Below are 17,024 nucleotides of genomic sequence, written 5' to 3'. Positions count from 1 at the left end.
AACTTAAAACAATAACCCTTATGAAAAAATTTCTCATTTTTCCTGCTGCAATAGCAGTGTTCTGTTTATCATTTACTACACTTTCGGATGCTGTAGTTGTGCCAAAAGTGCCTAAACCACACAAAGTGAAAACAGCTATTAAAAAACCTTATGTAACCTTTCCGACTGGTGTTAACTGGACTATTGGATATGATGCCAGCAATCCCTGGGTGTCGCTCAACTGGCCGCTGGTCGACAATCCTTTTCTCGCAGGCGTACCATTCACATTTATGGGTAATACACAAGTTGTAGACCCTCATACACATTCATATATTTTATGGGTTGGCAGTGCATATACATTACTGCCCAATCAAAGCTACACGATGAATATCGGAGGGGTAAATTATTACTTCTATTTACCCAGTAGCGGCTCTGGCCAGTGCATCATTACCGGCCATAGCTAATAGCTTTAAATTAACTAATAGGCTCTGTAAATCGTTTTAAAACAGGTTGACCCTTTTGAGGGTGTTTGCCTTATATATGATTTACGTTTTTAATCAGTGTTAAATATGGTTTATTATCGAGATGCGCTGATGCACAGTATCGGTTATACTCCCACCCGGCAGCCAGTAAACCTGATTGCCGGGTTTAGGGTGATAAGGTTGCAGGAAACGCCTACTTTATACCAAGCCTCCTTACAATAGCCTGTTAATATCCTCTGACTTATACCACACAATACTGCCGGTACTAGTAAAGCTTCATCAATGGATCAAGCCGCTTAAAATATTACAGACTGATTGATGTAATCGGCTGAAGACGTTATCTCGTGCTGTTATTTCAAACTTGGAACGGGTATTCCCGCATAACTTTGCGCATATAGGCTACTTGCTGTGTAAAAAACATCACCCTACAGCCAGAGTAATCCATGCATTTTTTGTAGTTGGAAGCCGTAAAGTCAGGTGTGGATTTCAGCTTGTCCAGCCGGTATCTGGCGGACAATGATTGCAATCTCCATCGTTATCTTCACGTTAAATTGCTTTTTACAGCGTTGACGATAAATCAAAGATCATGCAAATATTTTTATTGAAAATTCATGCCCTAATAGGTATTAATAATCGGACAAGTAGCAATATCATACCGGAAACTCAAAAAATATAGCGCAATTTACATTGTATTAGATTTCCATTTCAAGCAGTGCATAGCTTAACGTTTTGCCATGCGTATCCATAACTAAAGAGGTGGTAACCCCGCCTGCCAAGGCTTGCTGACATACGAATTGCAGGGCAGAAATATTGGGTAACTCATATCGGACAACCTCGCCGTATATCACCTCTTTAAAATGTTGCTTCACTTTATCCGCAGTCACTAAATTACACAGCAATTCATAATCCTTTTCTTCGTAAGGGATCAACGACAAGATAAGTGTATTTCCCTTGTCACCCGCACGGCTGTGTGCTATATCATAAAGTCTAATGCTCATAACTTTTCACGATTACTGATGACTTTGTTTTGTTTCTATCGATCAGGATTGACACGATGCCTATCACCTCATTTACATATTTTCGCACACCACCGCCACCAGCGGGTCCATTGGTATAAAGCGCCTCAACTTCTTCGCCTATAATAGCTGCTTCATCAGCTGTTACCGCCTTGCCGGCTACGCGCAACCTCACTTCATATGGTTTATGCTGATTTGCCAGCGAAGTTGGGTGCACCGATGTATGGCCGATGAAATCAACTCTTAAACCTGGAAACCGATCTGTTAAACGTTGCCCGATTATTTCGCCCGCTAACCGGGCTCTTTCCAACGCACTTACCCCCGCGTAAGTAATCTCGCCTTCGCCCGTAAAACCTGCCGCGTAACCAATGCTGACTTTTAATGTAGGCGGCTTTCTGTTGCCGTTGCCACCGGTAACTGTTATGCAGTCTTTTTCCATCTGCTTCAGGTACACCGTGGTGAAATCAGCGACAACATCCGGCGTAATATACTGACTGGGATTTGTTACCTCGTATAATAATTGTTCTTTAGCGGTAGCTAAAGTTATACGTCCTCCGGTTCCGTCAACTTTGGTTATAATTGCACACCCATCCCGGTAAACATCTGCCAAAGGATGCCCTAATGTGCTCATGTTTTCGACTGGCTTTTTAACCGGGTCTGCAAAGTAACCTCCGGTTATCTGTCCCGCACACTCCATCAGGTGGCCTATCACAGTTCCTTTGGCAATAATATCGGCATCATCTAAAGACCAGCCAAACTCATGTACTAATGGTGCAATAAATAAGGAAGGATCGGCAATACGCCCGGTTATAATAATATCAGCATCAGTTTCCAGGGCCGGCAAAATAGCATCTGCCCCTAAATAGGCATTGGCCGAAACAACTTGTCCTGACCAGGAAATAGGATTTCCTGTTTCCATAGCAATTTCATCGCCGCTGATATATTCGAGAACATCGTCGCCGATAACTGCTGCTACCTTGATAGAGATCCCTTGTTTTTTTGCTATTTCAATAACTTTATCCGCTGCCGCTACTGGGTTCGCCGCACCCATATTAGTGATGAGACGAATTTTATTTTTTTTGAGCAATGGCAACAGCTGTTCTATGCGACGCTGTAATAGCGGATCATAACCCTGGGCGGGGTCTGCTGCTTTACGTTTTTGCGCCAGGGCGATCGTCCGTTCCGCCAGGCATTCTAAAACTAAATAATCAAGCCCTCCCTTTTCGGCAAGAATAACAGCAGGTTCCAGCCGGTCTCCCGAAAAGCCGGCCCCACAGCCTATACGTATTTTTTCTTTTTGCTTCATTTATATGCTTATCGCTCCGGTTAATATGGCTATGAGTGTCATTACCAATGTTGTACCAAACGCCCATTTAAAGGTGAATTTTTGATGATCAGCCAATTCCACTTCTGACAATCCCACCAGCACAAAAGTTGAGGCGGTTAAAGGACTTAACGGAAACCCGGTGGTCATCTGCCCTAAAATAGCCGCCCGTCCTATCTCTATAGAATTTAACCCATAATGTGTAGCAGCCGTTTTTAAAACCGGGATAACGCCGAAATAATAAGCATCAGGTGTGAAAATCAAACTCAATGGCATACTGGTAACCCCGACCAATGCAGGCAGGTAGCCCGCGTGCTCTTTGGGGATAATGGAAACCATCGACAAAGCCATGGCATCGATCATTTTAGTCCCCGTAAGGATCCCGGAAAATACCCCGGCCGCAAAAATTATGATGGAAACCAAAAAAACATTGGCAGCATGTGCCTGAATCCTTTTTCTTTGTTCGGCCTGGGATGGATAATTGACCAACAAAGCAACAGCAAAACCGATGATGAATAATGCTGAAGGTGGAGCCAGCGACAAAATAAGCGCCGCGATCAAAATAACAGTTAAAACAGCGTTGAACCAAAATAGCGCCGGCCGTCGACTTTCCTTTTGTTCGTCAGAAAGTTCCTGGTAATGGTTATAATCAAGATGAACGATGCCCAGCCTTTTACGTTCTTTTTTGCCAAGCCGGAAAGCCACGAAAAGCACCCAAAATACTCCGGCTATCATCGATGGCAGTATAGGGACGATCAAGTGGGCAGGATCGGTTTTCATAACAGTCAATGCTCTTGCCACAGTCCCCGACCAAGGCACCAGATGCATTACTCCTACACTAAGCGCTACAATACAGGGAAGTATCAGTTTTTTTATCCCTAATTTTTTATAAATTGGGAAAAGCGCGGTAATGGTGATCATAAAAGTCGCAGTTCCATCACCGTCAAGGTGAACCAGCATGGATAAAATAGCGGTGCCCAAAGTGATTTTGAGAGGATCGCCTTTGGCGACATTGATAATGCCCCGGATCACCGGATCAAACAATCCTGAATCTATCATCAGGCTAAAATATAATACCGCAAATATCAGCAAAATACCGGTGGGTGCTACTTGTTTGATCCCTCCTAATACCATTTCACCTATCTCCTTTGGCCAAAAGCCGCCGATGAGTGCAAATACGATTGGCACCAGGATAAGCGCAAGCAGTACAGACAGGCGCTTCGTCAGGATCAATCCTAAAAAGACGCAAATGGTTAAAAATCCGAGCAGTGACAGCATTTAATTTTTATCTGAAACTAAATTATTGAACAGCGGTATTATTAGCTTTTAATACCTTACTAAAGAATAATAAATGACTCGGCAAGGCTGCTTGCCAAAATTCCCAGGTATGGCCGCCGGGGCGTTCGGTGTAATCATGCGGCGTATGGTTATAAACAAGTCTTCGGTGTAATTCGCGATTGGGTTCCAGCAGAAAATCGTCTACACCAATATCCATCACCAGCGGCATGTCATTTTTTTTGATCTGATCAGCCATATTTACGACAGAATACTTCAAATATGCTTCTGCATCAAAAGGGCCGAATATCGCACCTACATATTTGGTAAGCATGTCAAACCGTTCTTTTTCCAGTTTCCAGGTTGTCATATTAGGGTCGAGCGCACCGCTCATGCTTCCGGCTGCAGCAAACAGCTCAGGGTGGCGAGTTGAAAGATATAACGACCCATAGCCACCCATGGATAAACCGGTGATCACCCTCCCCTTTTTATCTTTCACCGTCCGGTATTTACTGTCAATAAATGAAATGACCTCTTTGGTGATATACGTTTCAAATTTACTTTTCGGATCAACCGGGCTATCAATGTAATAACTGAATATCTCGCCTTCAGGCATCACAATGATCATGTTATACTGATCTGCCAGGTTCCTGACCAGCATTTTATCCGGGGTTTTCAGCAGCCAGTCGTTGAAATGTCCGTAACCACCGTGCAATAGGTACAAGACCGGAAAATTAGTGGTTTTACTTTTTGCATAAGCGTCAGGGAATACAACGGCCGCTTTAAACGTTTTAGTCATAACAGCGCTTGATATCTCAATTGTATCCACTTTGGAGGCAAATGAGCACAAACTGCTGAACATCATAAGGGAGATAATGTAGAAAGCTTTTTTCATAATTCTATTGCGTTAACATTGCTTTTATCTGTTTTGGCGATGGCAAGCCTCATGATTTTCGCCTCGGAAAAAAAACGAAAAAACATAACAAACATGCCAGAAACAGGAATAGGCTATTCCAAAACATGCTCATTGTTTTAGGCATCTTGTATTTTAATAAGGCGTATTAAGTGGATTGAATGGTTTATTTTCCTGACAACTTAAAAGTCAATGTGTAAATATAACACAATAAAGAAAAACCTAATTAGATTTATTTAAAAAAGTCCCTCATTTTCTTGATAGGCTTTTGAGTGCCATGACTGGACACGAACTATTGACACAATCTGCATTTAAGCGAAACCGACAGGAAGATTGGCAGTGATAATAGAAATACCATTGCGTTTTACTTTAGATGGGCTTCCCGTTAGTGTTCTTCCGCACCTCGGACATTTTAAGAATCCTCTTAATGGCAATTGCTTCATTTTCTCAAATATGGAAGATGGCAAGACAAAAGGGGTTAAAGGCCGGCAAAATAGGAGTTCCAAATCCTTTTGTAAATTTTCCATTGGTCAGGAAAGTGGCCTGAGTAACTCTCGTGACCCGATAGAGCCGAAACACCTTATAAATTACCATTGCCATGAGGGAACGATCATCTTTTTTTTAAATCTACCTGATCGAAATAAACTGTAGTGGATACTGTTTCTAAACCTGATGCAACTGCTAAGCCCAGTAAAACTTGTTTCCTTATGGGCAACACTATGGAACCAATTTTCACCCAGCTCCTTCCATCAATGGAGGAATAGCCAGACAGTTCCTTTCCCTTTCGTTGTAAACGAAGCCAGTAATACCCCGTTAAACGACTAAAGGTGACTACCGGTGCTGCAAGAACCTGGCTTGAGGCAACAGTTTTCCTCGTATTCCCCGGGGCCGTCCATGAATATAATCTGGTGAACCAATGGGGAGCCTCTGGCTGCCCTGATAATTCGGGCCTTACCATCAAGGCCACTTGCGGCTTATTGGCTGTCAACCCGTCCCGTACGACCAGTCCAAAACTGGTAAACTGTGAGCTAATCTGCGGAACATACCGGGCTGTGATCGCCCCGTCGCCGTTCAACGCCGTATAAATAAATTTAAACTGATTATGTAAACTGTCAATTCCCATTCCATCAGCTTCTATAGTAAATTGCTGGCCATCATAAATCACGGGACCTGCTGTATGTTCTTCCCCTCCAATGTATGAATGTTGCCAGCTAGCCCGAAAACCTGTTGTTATGCCGACCGGATAAGCGTTCACACTCTCATCGGATTTATTAAACGAGGAAGCAACATAATAATAGGTTTTGCCCTTTAATGCTGTATTATCCTGATACAATGGCTTGGTGATATTATTTGCCAGGATCGTATAGGGTCCGTTTTTCTGTTCCGCTCTTTTTATAGCATAGTATTTCGCTGCGATGGAAGCCACCCAGGTTATGGTATTACCGCTGGCTAATGAAGTTTTAGCCAATAAACCAGCTGGGGAAACCGGTATAATATAGGTGTCATCTTCCCGACCTGTTGCGGTTTTTCTGGAGTAAAGCAGCGTTCCAAACCCTACGTGATCGGCACCGGGAAGTCCCTGCTGTTCCGGCCTGATCTTTTCTGCAGCCTGTTGGGTATAAGGCGCAGCTAAACTCATACGATTGACGTAATGATTATAGATCTGCTCATATACGGCCCGGAGCCTCCCCCTACCTTCAGTTGATAATTGTTGATGCAAATATTTGCCTGTCTTGTCCATAGCCGGGGTAAAAGGCACATCTTGCCCCAGGTTATATTTGGCAGTGTATTCAAATCCTTTTAGTAATCGATTATCTGCATAAGCATATAGATCTAATCCCTGGTGCCATGCCATTTCAGCACAGTCACCTAAATGGGCTATACCCAACTGGGTATGGCTTTGATCCCTTCCGCTTTCCTGACATTGCCCGGCCTCATTAATAATATAATTAAACAGGCTACCGTCGCCGGCACCATTAATATAATAGTGCAAAGCCCGTTCAAATATTGGGCGATCATCACAAAAAATACCGATCGCCATCATAGTTTTCATAGCAGCGGCATCCCAGTTACCGTTAGCAAAGGGTGCAAAATCCTTGATCACTGGGTAGATGACCTTGCGAAAATGCTTCTCTGTATTTTCAATGTCCGCCACAGACCAGCCTGAATGGGTATAACGCAGTATCTCGGCAGCGTTCACCATTTTAAACGGGCCAAGCCCCGCCATCAAAACCGCGTCTCGTCCAGTGATCGATTTTAATGTTGACGACCATGCATTAATAATTTGGATAGCTTTATTTGCATACTCCTGCTGACCTGTTAGTGCCCACATCAATGCATTCTGATAAGCGGCGTTAGCATCCGCGTCATAAACACCTTGCCCAACGGTTGGGTTTCTGCCGACCATTTCCATGGGCCCTTGAATAGGATAAGAACTTTGTGATTGTGGATGTGCCTGAAAAACCAGAAAACCACTATATATCGGTTCTTGTTTCTCTTTTATTGCTGTTTTCATCCGCTCTATATCCTGTTTGCTTTGCAGTAATCCCGGATGTATGAACGATTGTGCTTCTACCTCGTCAGATAGGCATACAAATAAAAAAACGCATAGAAATAAACACACTCCTTTTATATAATCCATAATTTTTTTGATGATACAGTATTTTATAAAATATTGATTCTTAAATCTATTTCGCCTTTGCTTTCCGGCAAAGTGCGCATAAGCCCATTGCATTATCTGGTGATATAAAAGGTTTGCTCTATAGGCTCAGCAGATTGGTACAAAGGTTCCGTCATCCTTCCCCACTGATAAGCTACGATGTTCACTTTTACCGGGTATTTACTTTTAACCGGGATTGGTGTAAATTTAATCACACCATTTTCTATATATGCAGGCCCCGAGATGATATAGTAATCAACAGGTAACCCTGAATCTGATGTGGCGCGTAAGGCCAGTTCTTTTACATCATTTTTCACATTCTGTAGTTGAGGAAATGTTATTTTTTGGAGCTTACCAACAATTAATCTGGACCGTATAGTCATTTTACCGGGCTGAACCGCATGGCGGTATTCCGTATCGCCGGCATTTTCTTCCTGTATCCAAAGCTCACCGCCCATTCCTGTCCGGTCAAACTGTAACCGGAATGAGGAGGGGCCAGTTTGTATCGCAGGACCTGCAATCACTCTAAAATTAATAGGCCCGGATGCATGCCCGAGTTTTTGGCCAGCACCAATAAGCTCCGGAGGCATTTCTGGTAAAAAACCTCCTTTTAGCTGAAAAGAAATACCATCTTCTTCCGGTTCAAACTTCAAAGCAGCGTAACCCAATTTGGCCACAGGTAGTAGCCGCCCACCCTGTATAAATGTCAGCATTTGCCTTTTTCGTTTTACACGATCACCTTCAAACTTCATTGCGGTCATCGCCGTTTCCCGGTCAAAAAACCAGTAACCATTGGCGCTTCTACCCATAAATGAGCTATAGGGTGCGGGATTAAATTCGTCCTTTTCCATACCGCCCGTACCGGTTAACCAACCAGATGATTTATCAACAGATTTTAAAACGGCCTGCCCCTGATTCGGCAAACGGTACTGGCACGCTTTACGGATATACAACGCGATAAATTTTGCCAGGTGCTCTGACCAGTCGAAATGCCCGCCACCTGGATCGGTCACTACACCAATAAGGTTATCGGCATCCTGGCGGCGTAAAGCCAAAGCCGTTTGTCTGACTACCGGCCAGTAAAAATCACGGTCGCCCGGTTTGGTTGCCGGATCGGGCACACGGTATTGGGGCCACTCCGTGGTTTCTCCTACGACATAACAAAGCGGAATGTCTTTAAACTTCAATGAATCTGGTAATGGTATAGTTTTAACCGGGATACAAGCAATGGTACGTTCAGGCAGCGCGTTGGCGAAGGTCCATGCAAAATGCCCATTGGCCGAGTGTCCCATAGGTATAACCGGAGCATTTTTTAGTTCCGGATAGCCAGACTCGCGGGCCAGGTCATTCATCATTTGCTGAAAAATGATTTCCATACCGGGTTTCATATCAGCCGTAAAAGAGTGGTCGTTTCTTTGTGCTGGCCCAATCCAAATAATGCCCAAACCTATTGCTGTTGCTGTACGGCGTATTAACGGATCCTCCAGCCAGTTACGTTCCAATAAATTAGCCAGCGATATGATCACTCCTTTTACTTGTTTGCAATCTGGAGGGATCCATAGATAAGCGCTGCGGCTGCCAACCTTTACGCTATACTGGTAAACATGATTTTCGGGATTATCCTGAGCTTTGCAGCTAATCGATACAAAAACAGCCAGTAAAAGAAAGATAATCTGACGAGGCATGGAATAGGCAATTGTTATCATTTGTTAATCCAGAATACGCGCTCAACCGGCTCTGCGGTCTGTAGCTTTGGTTCATTGCTATTGCCATATTGCCAGGCTATTACCGTTACTTTTACCGGAAACCTGCTATGTGGCGGTATTACGGTGAGATTTAAACGGTCACCTATTATTTCTGCAGGGCCATCCTGTATATAGAAGCCAACAGGAACATGGGCATCTGACACAGCGTTCAGTTTTATCCCCTTTTTATTGGAGCGTTGATTCGGTATAGCCGAAAAAGTGATATGCTGTTCTTTCCCTTGTGTATTCCTGGGCGGTATGGACATTAAAGCCTGCTGCACTGCTGGTTTATGTTCATTATCGCCCGGGTGGCTGGCCGAAAACCACAATTCATAACTATGTGTAGATTCATAGAATCCCTTTTGGGGATGAACCCTGAATGTGGAATCATTGATTTTAACAAACGGCCCGGTAATGCGGTCAACAGTAATAGGGGAACTGCTTTGTGTATGCCCGATAGGCGCCCCAACTTGCATATGGGCCCAGCCCGCGGGTCTTGGACTGCCGCCAGGAACCGTATCATAGAAAGCAGTATGCACCTTAAAAGTAACGCCATCGGCCTCTGGTTCAAACTTTAGGTTAAACTGCTGATGGACATTATGCTGTTCCAACAGTCTACCATGTTGTGTATAACCAATCAGTTGTGGCTTTTGGTTACGGTACCGGGCCTGGTAAGCTATAGTTGCATTAGCCAGTTCCTCGTCAAAGTACCAGAAAGCCTGTGTACGGTCGCCCCCATATTGATCAATTGGTGCCGGTTTTGCTACAGGGGCCTGATCAAAGCGCCATTTATCAACCAGCCAACCTGTTTTGGTGGGATCAATGGGTATTAGTTTTGGCGCTTGTCCATCGAATGTATTTTTAGGCATACGGTATTGAACCGCTTTTTTTAAGTAGAGCACGATATAAGCCGCCTTACTATCAGTACTTGCAAAATGAAACTCAGCCGGACAAGCCAGCATACTCAGCGGCATCAATGGGTGGGTTTGTCTTTCTTTTAATCCTTCTACCGACCAATTATCGGCCGCTTCATATTCACCCATTGTTTCCAGGCATGGGATATAATCAACAGTCCTGTTTCCCCATATATCGGGAGCAAAAGAAGGATGTCTGAAATATGGCCATTGCCCACTAACTGAAATGGCAGCCAGTGCCCTGCCAGGATTCCATGCTGCCATATAATAGGGATTGCTTGCCGCCGCAGAATGCCCTAAACCAACAAAAGGCACGTAGTTGAGTTCGGAATAACCAGATACTTGAGCCAGCTCATTCATGATATTATTGAAAGTTTTGCCGGCACCCTGATCGAAATGGAATAAAAGATCATATGCCGGACTTACCCAAACTTCAGCAAAACCAAGCTTTCCCATCTCCTTTCTGAAATTAGCATTCTCCAATATGGATTGTTCTTCCATATTATTTTGCGCGAAGAGGAATGCTTTTACTTTTTTGCAATCAGGTGGTATCCATAAGAATGCCCTTGCTTTGCCACTATTGTCCTTAGCACCTTTTACCGGTACCGACCATTGCCATACCGCGTTCTGAGCAATAGCCACAGTATGGAATAATAAACAAATATGCAGTATACTTAGGAAAGCAAATATCGGATACCTTTTCATTTTGAACCTGAACTATCGACAGGATTCACCGGAGTTTGAATAAACCTGAGGCCTTCCACATGTTCACCAACCAATATATTAGCCATATCACCTGTTTTATAAAAACCAGGCTTACCGGGCATATTATCCGCAATTACTTTCCCATTGATCTTAAGGTTCTCAAAAAGTACATTTTTAATACCCCGCGTTTCGTCATAACCCGCAATGACGGAGAGATTAGCTTTGTTACCATTGTAGGTTATATCTTTAAAATATATATTTTCAATTCCTTTACCTGGAGAGGTATTGTACTTTTGATTATACATAACACGCATATTCACTAACTGCCCTTTCCGGATATCATCAACACGAATATTGTTAAAGGTGATATCCCTCAATAAATTATTGTCGCCCGCGTTTAAGGCCATACAGCCCTGATAGTCGATTTGGTTTTCATGCTGGTCAAGAATATCTACATTGATAAATTTAATTTTCTCCAGTGTGTCGGGATGAGGTGTATCACCATGGGTGCCGATAAGTGCAGGATGAGCGATATCAGCCCAAAGGGTTGAGTTTTGAACAGTAATATTTTTTGTATTTCCGTAGTATTCCCAGCGATGCCCGTATATAGCCACACAATCGTCGGAATTTCGCATATATACCCGGCTGATAAGAATACCGGAACTGCAAAACACATCTATTCCATCAGCGTTTCCTTCTGAGCTAAATGACTTGATATTACTGATGTTTACACCGGCTGATTGCCCAATGAGTATACTATATTTATGTGGCATTACAACAAGCCCATCTACTCCAACATTTTTGGAGTACTCAATGGTGATCTGGTCATTACGCCCGCGCTGTTCCTTTTTGGGTGCATTTGGAGCAGCCTTTTCCGCTGAATTTACTAATGGTAACTGCGTTAATATACCACGGCCCATTATACGAACATTCTCAACCCGGCTTATCAGCAATTGTCCCTGAACAATAGCCCCGCCATCAATGTAAACTGTTTTGTTGGATGGGACTTTTAATACACCTATTTGATGAAACCCAGGGCCGTAATAAATAACATCCGGATCGGCCCATGACGGCTTTTCTGTTTCAATTGGATTGGCAAACAATTGGAGATTATGAAAAATATCATCATTAACCTCTATTGAAATATTACGAGGTTCAGTTAAAGAAAAAACAATGGTATTTCCTGCAATCTTAGGTGTAATTCCATAGGCAGATGGCCTTATTTTAACATGTTGGATCGGGCCCTTTTGATAGGTAACAGTTACTTCCACCTTACCTGAAAAGTCGAAATAACCAAAAGCTGTATATTGAACTGTATTTGTTGTGCCAACGACTTCGGTCACTGATGCATTATAAGCTGGTACCGGCAGGTACTGATGCCCGGGTTCTTTTACCGTGATCTTAAAGTCTTTATTTAAAACAATACCTTCAGGGGCTTTGTAGGTAATCAGCTCTGCTTTGGCATAAAAGCAGATATTAAAGATCATTAAAATAAGCAGAAAGTTTTTCTTCATTAGTTGATTATATAAAAGATAAAATTTTGATGATTCCGGTAAGGTTCAGTTACCTTATCAAATATTTCCAATGCTAAATTGCTTTGAAAAAAAACCAATAGAGGGTGGCTACCAGGTCAAATAAAGGGGGTATATAGTGTAAAACATGATGGTGGCCCACTAAATACTAATGCTTATTTCTTGAATAAGAAATGCTGGTATTTAAATTGTCTTTATTGATAAATGTCTTCCTGTATTTGCGGATAAAATCCGATGGGTTCATTTCAAATAACCTGTTAAACTGTTCCCTAAAATATTTGATATCCTGAAATCCAATCCTGAACGCGATCTCTTTTATTTGCAAATCGGTCTGGATCATTAATTCAGCACCCTTTCTCAATCTGATATACCTGATGAATTCTGTACTGGACAAGCCAGAGATAGATTTGATCTTCCTGAATAGTTTAGATCTGCTCATGCCAATTTCATCAGTAAATGTTTTTAAAGAAAAACTCTCATCTTCTAAATGGCTTTCAATAATCCGGATACATTTAGCGAGAAACTCGCTGTATTCAGCAGGGATCTTCAAGCTGTTATTCTTAAGCGTGATTTCGTTAAAGAAATAATTTTTAAGCGTACTCCGGCCTTTCAACATGCTTTTTATACGTGCAATTAGCAGGTCACTTTCAAAAGGTTTAGTGATATAATCATCGGCACCGCATTCTATACCTTTGAGTTTGATTTCAGGCGACGAACTCCCGGTTAATAATATAATAGGGATATGGCTAAATGAGGGGGATTCCTTCATCTTTGAGCAAAACTCCACACCATTCGCACCATTCATAATTACATCACAAACTATAATATCCGGTTCACAATCTAACACGTTCTTAAAACCCGCTTCTGTATTCCCAGCTTCATGAATAATAAATTCATCCTGCAATAATTGTCTGATATAACGTCTTACTTCCGCATCATCATCGATCAACAAAATGACAGATTTTTTATTGACTACATCATTCATAATTTCGTCAATATGTGCGGTAGATCTCATCAAATAACTATCGCCTATTTCAACCGGCTCTGTAATCAATTCCTGTATTAGTGGATAGGTAATTTTACTTTGATCTTCCTGTTCTTTCTGCGTATCATTAAACAAATGTTCACTTATTTTAGGTAAACATATTTTGAATGTAGTGCCCTTTCCTAATACACTGGTGTAGGATAATTTACCATGATGCAGTTCTAAATATGTTTTTGCCAGGAAAAGGCCGATCCCAAATCCGCTTTCTTTTATCTTATCCGCGTCCTGATTTAGCCGGTAAAACTTTTCGAATAATTTTTCACCCGTGTCTTCAGCAATACCATAACCGGTATCCTTTACCAATATTTCAGTAAATTCATCACCCTTGTCTACCCGAATACTGATAGAGCCACATTCTGGTGTATATTTTATAGCATTCGATAAGAGATTAAACAATACAATTTCGAGTTTTTCCCTATCCGCATAAACCTTAATATTATTATCGTGGCAAAGGAACTGATAATCAATTTTTTTTGCTTTTACCTGGTTGTTAAAACAAAGGAAAACTTCATAACAAACATCTTTCAAATTGAGTACAGCAGGATTCAGATCAGCTACCTCTTTTTCAGAACTCCTGAAGAGTAGCAACTGATCCACCAAACTCAGCAAACGGCGTGAGTTGCGATATACTGCACTAATATCTATTAAATCAATGTTGGTTCCGTTGCTGTGTAACAGATCTTTGATCGGGTTAACAATAAGTGTAAGTGGGGTTCTCAGCTCATGCGATATATTGGTAAAAAAGGCAATTTTCTTTTCATTCAATTCCTTGACAAACTTCACTTCATATTGCAATTGGGTTTGTTTTTTTTGATAAAAAAGATACCCATAAATTGCCCCTATAATACCCATTAAGTACAAGCAATAGGCCCACCAGGCCCTGTACCAGGGTGGCAGAACATGTATACTCAACGAAATTTGCTCCGACATCCATCGACCTTCGGCATTAGTACACTTTACCCTGAATGTGTAGTTTCCTTCGTCAAGGTGGGTATAATTAGCAGAGCGTACATACTCGGAATAAGTCCAACCATGATCCCAGCCTTCCATATAGTAAGCATATTTAATTTTATCGGGTGCAGTATATTCTAACGCTGTAAAATCAAAAGCGAAGACAGCTTTATCATAAGGCACTTCTATTTTTTTAATCACATCAGCAGAAATATTCCGGACCCAATCTGCATTTTTCTCTAATGCCAGGTTATTGACCGTTATCCCTGACAATACCAGTTTAGGCGTGGTGTTAATATCAGTAATCTTTTCAGGGCTGAAAATATTAACACCCTCTATGCCGCCAAGTACCAGTTCGCCGGTGTGCAAAACAGCCTTGGAATTGTAGTGAAACTGGTTACTTTGCAATCCATCGCTTTTGTAATAGTTCTTAAAAGTTTTGGTACGCGGGTTAAACTTAGACAAGCCATTAAATGTGCTTAGCCACAAATCGCCCTCCTTATCCTCCAATATATTCAATACCGAGTTATTACATAATCCATCTTCGGTAGTATAACGGGCAACAATTGCAGATTTGGCACGGTCAAACAGCACCAGTCCCCCACCCTCTGTCCCTATCCAGAAATTATGTTTACGATCTTCATAAATGTTGCGTAAATAATATCCCAGTTCAAAAAAACGATGTCTTTTATTTTTCCGGTCTATTTGAACTAATTGAGTAAGCGTTCCTGCCCATAGCCTTCCTTCATTGTCAGGGGTAAGACTCCACAGATCTGAAAGACTGGTGTCAAATGCAACAAAACGGTTGTCTTCTTTGTCAAAGGTATATAAGGCTCCATTAATACCATCCCCTTTTAATGTTCCAACCCAAATATGCTTGTCCTGGTCCTGACACATGGTTGATACAACCTTGTTTTCGGTATTGGATAAAGGGTTTATGCATTTATAACGCTCAAAAGTATGTGTTGATCTGTCATACTTATTCACCCCATTAAAAAAAGTACCTGCCCAGATATTTTCCTCATCATCCCTGATGATATTGGTTACAAAATTGTCGCTAAGCGAATTTGTGTTTCCCGTTTCATTTTTAAGTTGACTGTAAACATTTGTTTTCCGGTTCCATACTGCGATACCTGCACCCTCTGTGCCTATCCACAGGTCGTCATTAATATCCTCGTAAAGCGCATACATTGCTCTTTTAGGTAAGGAACGTTGATCTGCAGGGTCATGGCTAAGTGTTTTAAACCGTCCTTTCTGTGGGTCAATTACATTAACACCTCCGTTCAGAATACCTATCCAAAACCGGTTGTCCTTATCCTGATATATCGTATAGGCAGCATCGTTTGAAAGCGGGCTGATCCCATTATCTGTCCTTAAGTAACTGACCTTCTGCGTCAGCGTGTTATAAATATTTATCCCTCCGCCATTGATGGTCATCCACAACAGTCCATGCTTATCCAGTACCATGTCTGATACTTTACTAAAGATCAATTTTCCTTTACCCTGATCAAGCACCTTGGTCATTACCCCTGCTTTATCCTGATAAAAAAACAAGCCCTCGCCCGTTCCTATCCAGATATTACCGTCCTGATCGGGTTCAATACAATAGGCATTTCTGACTGCGGAACTAATAATACTTAATTTACGGCTATCGCTACTGAGCATACAAAGCCCAACTTGCGGTATAAATACCCAGATCCGTCTCCTATTGTCCGGTTTAATAGCCTGAACATCATAATCCCATAGCTGGGTTTTGCCATTACTGATAGGTATCTCTACAGCCGCTTGTGCCGATTTGCCTTTAAAGAGCAACCCTTTACCCAATGTCCCCAACAGCATGTTGCCTTTTTGATCTGACTTGATAACCCGCACCCCAACCGTTATTTCCTTGCTCTGCCCCCCTTGCCGGGATATGTAATTAACCATTGAAAATTTGCCCGAAAGATTATTGTATATACATGCTCCTCCATGAGTACCTATCCACATATTGGATTGCTCATCCTCGGTTATTGAAAATATGTAATTATTGATCAGCGAACCGGGATCTTTGAATTTGTTCCGGAAAATCTTAAAGCTGTAACCATCGTATCTGTTAAGGCCATCATATGTTCCGAACCATAAAAAACCTTTGTGATCCTGGTAAATACACCTAACGGAATTATTAGATAAACCCTGGTCAATACCGATGTACGACAATGGCTGACACTCCGCTACCATCACGTTGCATAAAATAAAAGAAAACAGGATTAAAAGCTTGTTATATTTCATTTTTCTGCAAAATGATTGTTCTTTGTACACTTAATTGGTTAACACAAATATCCGTGAATAATTTTAACATTTCAGCTAAATTACAGGAACAATTATTGAATTACAGCTGTGTTGGTTTAAAGATAAATAAACTAGGTAAGAGCATCAATAACGGTCATCTAAAAAGCTTTACCACATTTTCATTTTAAAAGCTATAATAACTGCATAAAAGCAGTC

General features: G+C 41.9%; 10 protein-coding genes. 1 reads left to right on the top strand and 9 read right to left on the bottom strand.

The window, feature by feature from the left end; genetic code table 11:
* Positions 1–20 precede the first annotated feature (20 nt).
* Positions 21–443: a hypothetical protein gene (locus tag M2273_RS11400; RefSeq protein ID WP_429396830.1), complete on the top strand. Its 423-nt coding sequence runs from the start codon at positions 21–23 to the stop codon at positions 441–443.
* A gap of 710 nt (positions 444–1,153) precedes the next feature.
* Here the strand turns inward: M2273_RS11400 and M2273_RS11395 are convergent.
* From M2273_RS11395 to M2273_RS11355, 9 genes are all read right to left on the bottom strand, one after another.
* Complete coding sequence (locus tag M2273_RS11395) at positions 1,154–1,459, bottom strand: AtuA-related protein (RefSeq protein ID WP_429396828.1); 306 nt, start codon at positions 1,457–1,459, stop codon at positions 1,154–1,156.
* Positions 1,449–2,783, bottom strand: coding sequence for an acyclic terpene utilization AtuA family protein (locus M2273_RS11390; protein ID WP_429396826.1), 1,335 nt, complete (start codon positions 2,781–2,783; stop codon positions 1,449–1,451). Before M2273_RS11390 ends, M2273_RS11395 begins: the two co-directional genes overlap by 11 nt.
* Complete coding sequence (locus tag M2273_RS11385; RefSeq protein WP_429396825.1) at positions 2,784–4,079, bottom strand: CitMHS family transporter; 1,296 nt, start codon at positions 4,077–4,079, stop codon at positions 2,784–2,786.
* 22 nt (positions 4,080–4,101) lie between these two features.
* Positions 4,102–4,971 (bottom strand): alpha/beta hydrolase, encoded by an 870-nt coding sequence (locus tag M2273_RS11380; protein WP_429396823.1) that lies wholly within the window; start codon positions 4,969–4,971, stop codon positions 4,102–4,104.
* Between the two features lie 628 nt (positions 4,972–5,599).
* The gene (locus M2273_RS11375; RefSeq protein WP_429396821.1) at positions 5,600–7,630 is read right to left on the bottom strand and encodes an alginate lyase family protein; all 2,031 of its coding nucleotides are present in this window, start codon (positions 7,628–7,630) and stop codon (positions 5,600–5,602) included.
* A 92-nt stretch (positions 7,631–7,722) separates the two neighbouring features.
* The gene (locus tag M2273_RS11370) at positions 7,723–9,354 is read right to left on the bottom strand and encodes a hypothetical protein (RefSeq protein WP_429396819.1); all 1,632 of its coding nucleotides are present in this window, start codon (positions 9,352–9,354) and stop codon (positions 7,723–7,725) included.
* Positions 9,351–11,012, bottom strand: coding sequence for a hypothetical protein (locus tag M2273_RS11365; protein ID WP_429396817.1), 1,662 nt, complete (start codon positions 11,010–11,012; stop codon positions 9,351–9,353). Before M2273_RS11365 ends, M2273_RS11370 begins: the two co-directional genes overlap by 4 nt.
* Entirely contained in the window at positions 11,009–12,526 is a 1,518-nt protein-coding gene (locus M2273_RS11360; protein WP_429396815.1) for a glycosyl hydrolase family 28 protein, read from the bottom strand. Before M2273_RS11360 ends, M2273_RS11365 begins: the two co-directional genes overlap by 4 nt.
* A 166-nt stretch (positions 12,527–12,692) precedes the next feature.
* Entirely contained in the window at positions 12,693–16,808 is a 4,116-nt protein-coding gene (locus M2273_RS11355) for a hybrid sensor histidine kinase/response regulator (protein ID WP_429396813.1), read from the bottom strand.
* Positions 16,809–17,024: the final 216 nt, after the last annotated feature.

This window comes from Mucilaginibacter lappiensis (assembly GCF_050433765.1).
GTDB classification, from domain to species: Bacteria; Bacteroidota; Bacteroidia; order Sphingobacteriales; family Sphingobacteriaceae; genus Mucilaginibacter; species Mucilaginibacter lappiensis_A.
The sequence above is the reverse complement of the archived record's forward strand: the minus strand, read 5'-3'. Positions and strand labels throughout refer to the sequence as shown.